The following is a 6562-nucleotide window of genomic DNA, read 5'->3' on the forward strand; positions in this document are numbered from 1 at the left end:
ACCAGCCCAATCAGGCATACAGCACTGTTTGATCTCGTTGATTAACCTTAAGCCGATAGGCTTTCCAAGGTCTGATTAGGGTGCGAAACTTGAGTATATAATACAGTTTAGCTCTCAAAGTGACTATATTCTGCGCAGTCACTGACTCAATTTTCGGTAGGTATGGCTCTGTTTGGATGTATTATTCGTAGAATGCAATATTTATAGAATTATGCGCAGAAGAATATTAATCGTTAAATAGTGAAGCCTCATATATTGTGAATTTTCACTTACTAAGTGATTTATCAAATTTCCTTAAAGCTTCTTGCCACGTTACTATTTCAAATCCTGTTTCTTTTGATTTTTTCAAATTCATAATTGAATGCTTAGGACGCGTTGCCTTCTGCGGGTACTGGCTGGAGTCTACAGGTGCAACTTCTACATCGGCATCTTTCAATATTTCTTCAGCAAATTCATACCATGAACATGAACCGTCATTAGATAAATGATATGTCCCATAGGCTGCTTCTTTTTCAACTAGATGCACCATAAATTCTGCAAGTGTTCGTGTCCATGTTGGGCGTCCAAATTGATCGTTGACTACTGTCAATTTGGGGTGAGTTTCTGCGAGTCGTTTCATTGTGTATACGAAGTTATGACCAAACTCTCCAAACACCCAAGACGTACGTACAATGTAGTAATTAGTCATTTCTTCTTGTACTGCTTTTTCACCTGCTAATTTCGCCTTACCATATTCGTTCTGAGGATTAGTTTCATCGTCCACGTGATATACTTCTGTATTTGTACCGTCGAAGACATAATCCGTACTGATGTATACTAGCTTAGCACCAATTGCTTCTGCAGCTTTAGCAACATTTCTGGTTCCTTCAACGTTAACTTTCCAGTTCAGTTCTTTTCCTTCATCTTCTGCTTTATCAACAGCGGTATAGGCAGCACAGTGAAATACTACAGTAGGATGTTCTTGATCAAATATCTTTTTAACTGAACTTGAATCGGTTATATCCATCTCTGAATGATTAGCACTCGCGAATTCAACTCCTACTTCTCTCAATAATTTTGATACTTCTTTCCCGAGTTGTCCATTTGCTCCAGTGACTAATACTTTCATAATCTTCCCCCATTAATTATCATATTTGTATATGGAAAAAGACCTGCCGTTAGCAGCAAGCCTCTTCCTAATTATTCTCTTTTAAAAGTCAGCGCGTTCTTTCAACGGACGCCACCAGTTTTCATTAGCCTTATACCACTCAATCGTTTCTTCAATGCCTGTATCAAATGTGTATTCTGGTTTCCATCCGAGTTCTGTTTCCAGTTTCGTCGGATCGATGGCATAACGTCTATCATGTCCTAATCGGTCATCGACATAGGTAATAAGATCTTTTGATACTCCTAATTTATCGACAACTAGGTTAACAATCTCGTTATTTGTGCGTTCGTTGTGACCACCCACGTTGTAAACTTCACCTTTAACACCTTTACGAAGGACTAAATCGATTGCCTGGCAATGATCTTTCACATGAAGCCAGTCGCGAATGTTTTCTCCATCACCATAAATAGGTAACTCCTTACCGTCCATCGCATTGGAAATCAATAATGGTATCAATTTTTCTGGAAAATGATAGGGTCCGTAATTATTCGAACAACGGGTAATATTGACGTTCATCCCATATGTTTCATAATATGAACGAACCAATAAGTCAGCCCCCGTTTTACTCGCTGAATAGGGACTGTTTGGTGCCAATGGTGTCTCTTCAGTAAAGTAGCCTTCCGCTCCTAAAGAACCATAAACTTCATCCGTAGATACCTGAAGATACTTCTTGACTCCTAGCTCTTTTGCTACATTAAGTAATGCCAAAGTTCCTTGAATATTTGTTTCAACAAAGATCTCAGGATTTAGGATACTACGGTCTACATGAGACTCTGCCGCAAAGTTTACAAAATGCGTAATGTCATGAGACTCAACTAGATAAGCAACTAGCTCACTATTTGTGATATTTCCATGAACAAAAATATGATTTGGATTATCCATGACATCGTCTAAATTATGAATGTTTCCAGCATATGTAAGTAAATCCAAGTTAATGATCTTATCTTCAGGATGTTTTTCTAGAACGTAGTGAACAAAGTTGCTGCCAATAAAACCTGCTCCACCCGTAACTAATATATTCATTTCTTATCACCTTTCCAAACGAAATCATGTTTCGCATCTTTTAATTTGGGATGCTTCTTATCCTTGTCAGACAGGATGACATTGGTCATTGGCCATATGATACCGATATCTGGATCATCATAAGCAATTCCTGCATCGTGTTCTGGGGAATACACTTCATCTACTTTGTATTGGACGTTCACATTATCCGTAATCGTACAGAATCCGTGAGCAAATCCCTTAGGTACCAACAATTGCCGATGATTAAATTCACTTAGGATGTACCCTTCCCATTTACCGTATGTAGGAGAACCTTCTCTCATATCAACTAGGACATCATAGATGGCACCAGAAGTAACTCGAACCAGTTTTGTTTGAGCTTTTGTATTTGTTTGGTAGTGCATGCCTCGTAAAACACCTGGTTCAACAGACAAGGAATGATTATCCTGGATAAACTCATTGGTTAACCCTGCTTCCATAAACTTCTCTTTTGTATAGCTTTCTGTAAAGAAACCTCGGTGATCACCATGAACATCCGTTTCTAAAAGAACGACATCTTGAAGATTCGTCTCTATTATGTTCATTTATCAAGCACTCCTTCCATTACACTCTCTTCAGCGATTTGTAATAAATACTGTCCATATCCGTTTTTCTTCAATGGTTGAGCCAGCTCTATGAGTTGACTATGTGTAATGTACCCCATTCGGAAGGCTATCTCTTCTAGACAAGCGACCTTTAGACTTTGACGTTTTTCAATGGTTTCAATAAAGGTTCCTGCTTCAAGCAACGATTCATGCGTACCGGTATCTAACCATGCATACCCTCGTCCCATTACTTCTACGTCCAGTTTACCCATTTCAAGATACTTCTGGTTGATATCCGTAATTTCCAGCTCACCTCTTGGAGACGGTTCGATGTTTTTTGCGATATCAACTACTCTATTGTCATAGAAATACAAGCCTGTTACAGCATAATTGCTTTTAGGATTCAGAGGTTTTTCTTCAATAGACAAAGCTCTCATGTCCTTATCAAATTCTACTACTCCAAATCGTTCTGGATCATTGACATGGTAACCAAACACTGTTGCTCCAGTTGGTTTAGTTGCTGCACGTTGAAGCATTTTTGAAAGACCACTGCCATAATAGATATTATCACCTAGTATTAAGCATACTGAATCACCATCAATAAATTTTTCACCGATAACAAAAGCTTCAGCTAAGCCTTTTGGCTCATCCTGAACTTCATAAGATATATTTAGTCCAATTTCTGAACCATCTCCAAACAGTTGTTCAAAACGTGGCGTGTCCTCTGGAGTAGAGATTATTAAAATTTCTTTAATTCCAGCCAGCATTAATATAGACATTGGGTAAAAAATCATCGGTTTATCATAAATAGGCATTAATTGCTTTGATACTGACTTTGTTAATGGATACAAACGTGTACCATTTCCTCCAGCTAAAATTATTCCTTTCATTCATTACACCCTTTCAAAGATTCGAAAAACTTAATATGATTTAAGACAAAATATTTGAGTGAAACTTGTACTAAAACTCTTCCTAACTATACAAGCAAGAGTTTTTAATCCGGTTTCTCTGATGTATTAACCAGAGTAATTGTGTGAACTTCAATAGAAAGAGTATTATTTAAAAATCTCATTCTTATTTAGATGAAATAATATAGGATGCACAAAATGTATATGATAAAATCCCAATTTTTACTCTTCGTTTTTTCCTTGAAAAAGAAATGTACATTGTATAATAAAGTAATCTTTCGTAAATTTCAAGTTTAAGTTAGCCTCCTGTTATTAAAAACTTTTATTCGTGTAGAAGTCAGTGGGTTGATTGGTTTAAAGCAGGTGTTCATAGTCATTTGTTAAGCACTATCGTGCTTAGGCCACTTGGGACAAAGAGCGAAGAGCTTTGGCAAAACATGTATGAGGCGTTTGATAGCCCAGTATCTTTCGGGGATAGTCATTCATCCATTGTTGGATTCTTAAACAGTGGGTTTCACTGAATGGACCGATTGCTTTCCCTTTTGGAATAAATCGACGAATAAATTTGTGCTGGTTCTCGCTAGTGCCTCTTTCCCATGAGGCATAGGGATGGCTGAAGTACACATCCAGTGTCTCTTGAAGCGCCTCGTGAAGTCCGGCAAACTCGGAGCCGTTATCAGAGGTGATGGTTTTAAATACTGTAGAAAAGGTGTCACCTGCTCGTTCTCGTAACTGACAAATTGCTTGGTCAACGGACTCTTTATCTTTGCCCTTGAGTTTAAGGATGATTTCGAAGCGTGTTTGCCGTTCGACTAACGTTAATAAAACAGGATCAGTTTTCACTTTGTTCCCAACGACTGTATCAATTTCCCGGTGTCCAAAGGTCTGGCGATCATCGATTTCTGAAGGACGTTGTTCAATGGATTGACCTAAAATACGCTTATTGGTGCGACTTCTATAAGAAGCGTCCTTTGGTTTGCGAGACAGTTTTTCAAGTAGATCCATATTGGTGGTTCTCATGATACCCTTGTCAATCCATCCATAAAGAGTCGTAGTACAAGGAATAATAGCCGGTTCAAACAAGTCGTGTGTCAAAGCAAATCCAACGACCACGTCAGGAGACCACTTTTCCTGTAATAGTTTGACATCTGCCCACTCAATGAACGCATCCGTATCCGCCCATTTTGGCCGACGGCCACAGTTCAATCGGAGTCTGTCATAAGCGGCTTGCCCGGCATCAGGATCGTAACACGTTGTATAGTAGTCATAGAATTTACCGTTTTGCTTTTGACGTTTGAGTTGAGTGATGGTTCCGCGATGTATTTCATTATTAATCGTTTGCGGAACACGGTCCAGTACATTCGCAATCTGACGATTGGAATAGTGTTCAATCTTTAAAATAGCTATTTGAGACCGTTCTGAATAAGATAAGTGTTTTCCCTTACGTGCTGATGTGTTATCGTTAGAGTGCGTCATGTGAATTCATCCTGTCTATTGAGAGTTAGCGGTAACTTCAATATAACATGAAACTCACATAGCGTTTTTCTATGTGTTAGCCTGAGTGGCTAACTTCATTATAAAATCCAGCTAAATTAATCTTTTTTAAAATGTAAATAGAATTATTACTCAAATTAAAATGAATTATCGGGTATTTACAATGTTTTTTCAGCTGTCATGAGATAATAACATATTTAAACAAGAATATCATTCATATTTTAGTAATAGACAGATCGTATATTAAGGGAAGTTATTAGTATATATTAAGTGACAGTGGCAAATAAAATTAGCATATCATCAAATTTAAGGTATATCCAATTAATGGAATTTATAAAAATATAATTGATTAAGTAGTGCTTTTTTGATAATTGGTTTGCTATTCCATCTAAGTTGTAAATAATGAAAGTTTTTAACAGATGGTTCAATTAATATTTTTAATGGATGACTACTTAAAATCTATTAGATACTCAATTTTATATTAACAGTTATTGACCCTAGTGTAACTGTCAAGGACAATTGGGTTCTTTCCAAAGTCAGTTGTTATTGCTTCTATTTAGAGAAAAGTGAGGAGTATAATTAAGAAAAGAAGAAAGAAGTGGGGAACCATGTACGAATTGATACAGGTACTTGATCCGTGTTTAGAGTATGAATCTCATTCATTCACAAACCACACCTTTACGATTACCGTTTCTTCTACTCGTTTAGAAGTCCCTTGTCCATACTGTGGTCAGGTTTCTTCCCGTGTTCACTCTTTATACCCGAGAAAGTTTCAGGACTTACCGATACAAGGACACAAGGTCCAGATTAAGATGCAGATCCGTAAATTCTTATGTAAGAACCCAGAGTGCGATCATAAAACGTTCTCAGAACGCTTTGAGTGTATCGCTGAGAAAGCCACCCGAACGAAGCGTTTGGAAGAGGAAGTATTATCCATCGCTATTCACTGCAGTTCGATCACTGCTGTTAAACTGATCCGTAAAGGTACGGCTAATATCGGAAAAAGTACGATCTGCAATCTGCTCCATAAGGAGCGTCTTAAGCCCTGATCATAATCCGATCCTTGTCTGTGGCATTGATGATTTCGCCATGAAGAAAAAGTTACGCTACGGTACGATTCTGGTTGACTCTCTTACCCATCAAGTGATTGATTTGATTGATTCAAGAGAGACCGAGGCAGTCAGTAAATGGCTTGCTTATTTTCCGAACCTGTTGATCGTCTCTCGTGATGGATCTAACACCTATAAAAAGGCGATCGAAACGGCACATCCACAGGCTATTCAAGTGAATGACCGGTTTCATTTAATCAAAAATCTGACCGATTATATCAAAACCTATTGGATGAATCATCTACCGGTAAACGTCCCTTTAAAGGGGATCAAGCAACCTAAAACGCCCGCTTTATCTTTATCGGCTGCGGATAACAA

At 37.9% G+C, this 6562-nt stretch carries 7 protein-coding genes; 2 read left to right on the forward strand and 5 right to left on the reverse strand.

The genetic code is table 11. The features are described from left to right. Positions 1-265: 265 nt before the first annotated feature. The 5 genes from rfbD to CLV38_RS13020 all read right to left on the reverse strand — a co-directional run bounded on the left by rfbD (position 266) and on the right by CLV38_RS13020 (position 5117). A complete protein-coding gene (gene rfbD / locus CLV38_RS13000; protein ID WP_281260069.1) occupies positions 266-1108 on the reverse strand; it encodes a dTDP-4-dehydrorhamnose reductase in 843 nt (280 codons plus the stop codon). Positions 1109-1189: 81 nt separating this feature from the next. Continuing rightward, positions 1190-2170 (reverse strand): dTDP-glucose 4,6-dehydratase, encoded by a 981-nt coding sequence (gene rfbB / locus CLV38_RS13005; protein WP_106196362.1) that lies wholly within the window; start codon positions 2168-2170, stop codon positions 1190-1192. Continuing rightward, a complete protein-coding gene (gene rfbC, locus CLV38_RS13010; RefSeq protein ID WP_106196364.1) occupies positions 2167-2733 on the reverse strand; it encodes a dTDP-4-dehydrorhamnose 3,5-epimerase in 567 nt (188 codons plus the stop codon). The genes rfbB and rfbC overlap by 4 nt, the downstream gene beginning before the upstream one ends. After that, positions 2730-3623 (reverse strand): glucose-1-phosphate thymidylyltransferase RfbA, encoded by an 894-nt coding sequence (gene rfbA, locus CLV38_RS13015; RefSeq protein WP_106196366.1) that lies wholly within the window; start codon positions 3621-3623, stop codon positions 2730-2732. The genes rfbC and rfbA overlap by 4 nt, the downstream gene beginning before the upstream one ends. Positions 3624-4037: 414 nt before the next feature. Further along, positions 4038-5117 (reverse strand): IS30 family transposase, encoded by a 1080-nt coding sequence (locus CLV38_RS13020; protein WP_106196368.1) that lies wholly within the window; start codon positions 5115-5117, stop codon positions 4038-4040. Between the two features lie 626 nt (positions 5118-5743). Between CLV38_RS13020 and CLV38_RS13025 the strand changes: the two genes are divergently transcribed. Together CLV38_RS13025 and CLV38_RS13030 are read left to right on the forward strand one after the other, a co-directional pair. Further along, positions 5744-6184, forward strand: a complete 441-nt coding sequence (locus CLV38_RS13025) for a transposase family protein (protein ID WP_106196370.1) — start codon at positions 5744-5746, stop codon at positions 6182-6184. 40 nt (positions 6185-6224) lie between these two features. Continuing rightward, positions 6225-6562: transposase (locus CLV38_RS13030; RefSeq protein WP_146129025.1), on the forward strand; the 338-nt coding region annotated here is incomplete at its 3' end.

The organism is Alkalibacterium olivapovliticus, from assembly GCF_003003275.1.
GTDB classification, from domain to species: domain Bacteria; phylum Bacillota; class Bacilli; order Lactobacillales; family Carnobacteriaceae_A; genus Alkalibacterium; species Alkalibacterium olivapovliticum.